The 3,460-nt window shown below is 40.0% G+C and carries 5 protein-coding genes; all 5 read left to right on the plus strand.

Annotated elements, in window-relative coordinates; genetic code table 11:
- The coding region (locus ABLA76_RS17525) for an antitermination protein (RefSeq protein WP_348988886.1) at nucleotides 1–486 on the plus strand (486 nt) is incomplete at its 5' end.
- Nucleotides 487–629: 143 nt separating this feature from the next.
- Complete coding sequence (locus ABLA76_RS17530) at nucleotides 630–947, plus strand: hypothetical protein (RefSeq protein WP_348988887.1); 318 nt, start codon at nucleotides 630–632, stop codon at nucleotides 945–947.
- Between the two features lie 624 nt (nucleotides 948–1,571).
- On the plus strand, nucleotides 1,572–2,384 hold the full coding sequence (locus ABLA76_RS17535) for a hypothetical protein (protein ID WP_152669838.1): 813 nt from the start codon (nucleotides 1,572–1,574) through the stop codon (nucleotides 2,382–2,384).
- 14 nt (nucleotides 2,385–2,398) lie between these two features.
- A complete protein-coding gene (locus ABLA76_RS17540; protein WP_047771602.1) occupies nucleotides 2,399–2,974 on the plus strand; it encodes a hypothetical protein in 576 nt (191 codons plus the stop codon).
- A 183-nt stretch (nucleotides 2,975–3,157) separates the two neighbouring features.
- Nucleotides 3,158–3,460 (plus strand): phage holin, lambda family (locus ABLA76_RS17545; RefSeq protein ID WP_348988888.1); only part of this gene is annotated, 303 nt, incomplete at its 3' end.

Raw genomic sequence — 3,460 nt, forward strand, 5'->3', positions numbered from 1 at the left:
GATTGTGAAGATGGGTTTATTGAAGCAGAGGTGTTTACTACAAAGACATATACACCGTGGATGGCAAGAAATCTGGTTAAGGCAAATTTAAGTATGGGGGTAGAAATTATTCCGTCATCATACGCTAAATTTTGTGAAGTTAGAGAGGTGGTGAGGGTGGCTTGCCCGACATGTAAAGGGAAAAGTGAAGTCAGTCACTCATGCCGCTGCAATGGCCGCGGGGAGGTTCTGGATGCAAAACAGACAAAGTTGATTGGTATTCCAACCTATAAAACCTGTCCTAAATGCTCTGGTCGTGGGTATTCTAGGCTGAAATTTACAGATGTATGGGGCGAAGTGAAGCCACTAACGGGAGTATCCAAAACTACCTGCTACGACAAATATCAGCCATTGTTTGAGCATCTGGTAACAGAATGTTTTAAAGAGGAGGCTAGAGCTGATTTTATATTGCAAAAACTCACAAAAAGGGAAATAACTTCTATTTAGTTTTAAATAAATAGTAAATAGCTATTGCATTTCTCGGAAAAATAGCCTATCGTTATTCCAACGATGGGTTATTGCCTCTCGTTGAAACAGAAAAGAATTCTAAGCCTCGCACTCGCGGGGCTTTTTGCTTTCCGGGGGAGCGTATGTCTGCACCAGTCACAGAATCCTTAGTTATCCGTCCTGCCTCTGAGCAACCTACGTTTGATATGAACGGTAAAGAAGTGTTGGTTTTAAATCCTTGCGATGGTTGGCACATTGGTTATGTTAGTTTCTGGAATGAGAAAGAATATAGCGGTATTTATCGATGGATAGGGGAAGAATTTGAACCCCGGTATTTTTATGTTGCTTGGGCGCTTTTGCCTGATGGCTTGAAAATTGGTAATACTTTCGAAGCTCAGGGAGCTACACCAGAAGAACATGATCGTTACTGGGCGGCAAGAGAGAAGCCGAACGGGAAATAAGTTCAGCAGTCAACTCAGCATTCACAGCTCGATCGGGGTCGATAAACACCTATATCATATTTAAATCAGAATGTTAGGTGTTGTTCTGACCATTTCGATCAACACCTCGAATTGGTATAGAGAACACACCTATGAAAGATGAATTCGATGGTTTTATCCAACTACCGAAGATTTTCAGGTAGTTCAAAATCCCGCAAGTTCGGGATGTTTAGATGAATATTTCAATTTCTCGATATCGGAATTCCGATATCGGAACTAATTCAAGTAGTTATTCCAAGGCTGCGCATGGCGTGGCCTTTTTTTGTTACACGACATTCAATCTGGCTTATTCAATAAGCGAAAAATTGATAGGTAAAATCTTCTTTTCAGTTTGAGTTATGAGTGATACTGTATTTATATACAGCTAATGGATTTCTAAATGGAACACAGATCAATTTGTTTGAAGTGCAGACTTGTTGGCATATAGATATTAATAGTAAATTTATCATATAAATTTATTTTAAGAGGCTGACTGTTGTGCTTTCAAACTTAGATAGGTGGGTTCTAACATTCGATTTTTGTTTTAAACCTACGCATATAGAGGCACCAGATATTCCAATAACTGACATACTCAGTAGAATTAATATGTTAGTTCAGCAAGGTGGGGCAGTAAAGACTTATAATAACGGGACAAGGGCGATTCGTATATCAAAATCTAGATATGATTCTGGGAATACTAGCGCTACACTTTTAGTGCAGTTATGTGATCAGAATGCTTCTGATCCGGTTTTTGCGGATTTAGCTACAGGGAGTTTGCGAGTAGAGCCTAAGTTAGCAGGAGAAGGCATTGCCATATCTTCACATATAATCATTTCGACCTCTCCATCGCCAAATACGGTCGATTATTTCAAAACTTTGGTTGAATGCGTTCCTGGAATAAGTAAGTCAATCATTGAGCCATTTATGAATGCCATTTTGAAAGAGGCATTCGACGGTTCTGACTTTATAAACCCAGCAACTCGGGCTAGATGCAAGCTTAGGCCTAAATTGGAAATATTTTCTCATGGCTCCCAGACCATTATGGATGCTTTACAAGGCGGCAAGATTCATAATGTTCGACTTGTTAGCACACAGAAAAAGGGCGGGTTAGACAGGACTGCTTACACCGAACTAACAGAAAGAGCTGTTAGATTTAAAGTAGTGAGGCAGCCTGCAACCAGAGATAAAAAACGCTTACTAGAGATATTCCGTAGAAGAGGCTTCAAAGAAGGCTATAGCAAGGTTTCTATAAGTTATAGTAAGGATGGGAAGCAATCTAGCTTGGAGTTAGATCGGAATGAAGATGCAGCCACTAAACTTTTTACAAAAAGTGAAAAGGTAATTCTTCCAGATGGCATTAACCAATGCGAAGAAAATATTCATGAAGATTTAGAACTAAGGATGAAGAATCTTTTGTAAGCAGTGAGAGATAAATGATGAAACTTTTATCACCACTTAATTATTTGAAAATAAAGCATGAGGAGAAAAAGTGGTACGACCTATATCTGCCACTTGCTGGTGCTATATTTATTACTATTGTATATAGTTACCTGCCAAATCAATTCAAGCTAATTGGAAATAATGGATTAATTTCACAAGTAAATGGTTTGCTACAGGTTCTAATCGGTTTTTATATTGCTGCCTTGGCGGCTGTCTCTACTTTTGGGAATGCTCGGATTGATGATATTATGGCGGGAACTCCTCCTACCTTAAAAGAAAGTTTCCGAGGGAAAATGTCATCAGTGAAGCTCACGAGACGGCGCTTTATTTGTTATCTATTTGGTTATTTGGCTCTTGTAAGCTTTGCATTATTCAGCATTGGATTAACAACATCTTTAGTTGGACAAAATTTTGCGGTTTGGTTTGCTAGTGCGAGCTCATTATGGTGCTTGACTGCATTGAAAATTATTTTTGTTTTTGTCTATTTCTTGATGTTGTTAAATATTGCAACCACTACTTTGTTAGGTTTATATTTCCTTGCTGTCAGAATACATCAAAGTGATATTTAATATAGATTATAAAGTTAGTTTATTATCACAATAACCAGCCAAGTGCTGGTTTTTTTGTATTCGCCGCCGCAACGTCTCAACACGCCAAATTGTTGCGGCTGGCATCCCACTTACTACAACTCACAGGGGTAACCATCGTTCACCCCACGGACGCCCATTGTTCAAATGGGGTGGAATATGAAGATGAAAGAAAATCCTGATATCTGGGTACAACTCGGAGACTGGCTCATATCGGTAAGGGAGCAAGGTATCTGGGCAACTCTCGCCGGAACAATGGCATTTTTCCGAGGCCGCTACAACGGTGGCGGCTGGGTAAAGGTCTCAATCGACGCCTTTATGTGCGCCATGTTCGCCTGGTTCATTCGTGATGTATTAAATCTGTTCGGTCTGAATCCTGACTTGGCCTACATCGGCAGTGTGGTGATTGGCTATCTGGGGACAGATTTCATTGGCCAATTGCTGCGTAAGATGGCAGAGAAAAGAGCG

The sequence above is a fragment of the Xenorhabdus sp. SGI240 genome (assembly GCF_040081915.1).
Classification (GTDB): Bacteria; Pseudomonadota; Gammaproteobacteria; order Enterobacterales; family Enterobacteriaceae; genus Xenorhabdus; species Xenorhabdus bakwenae.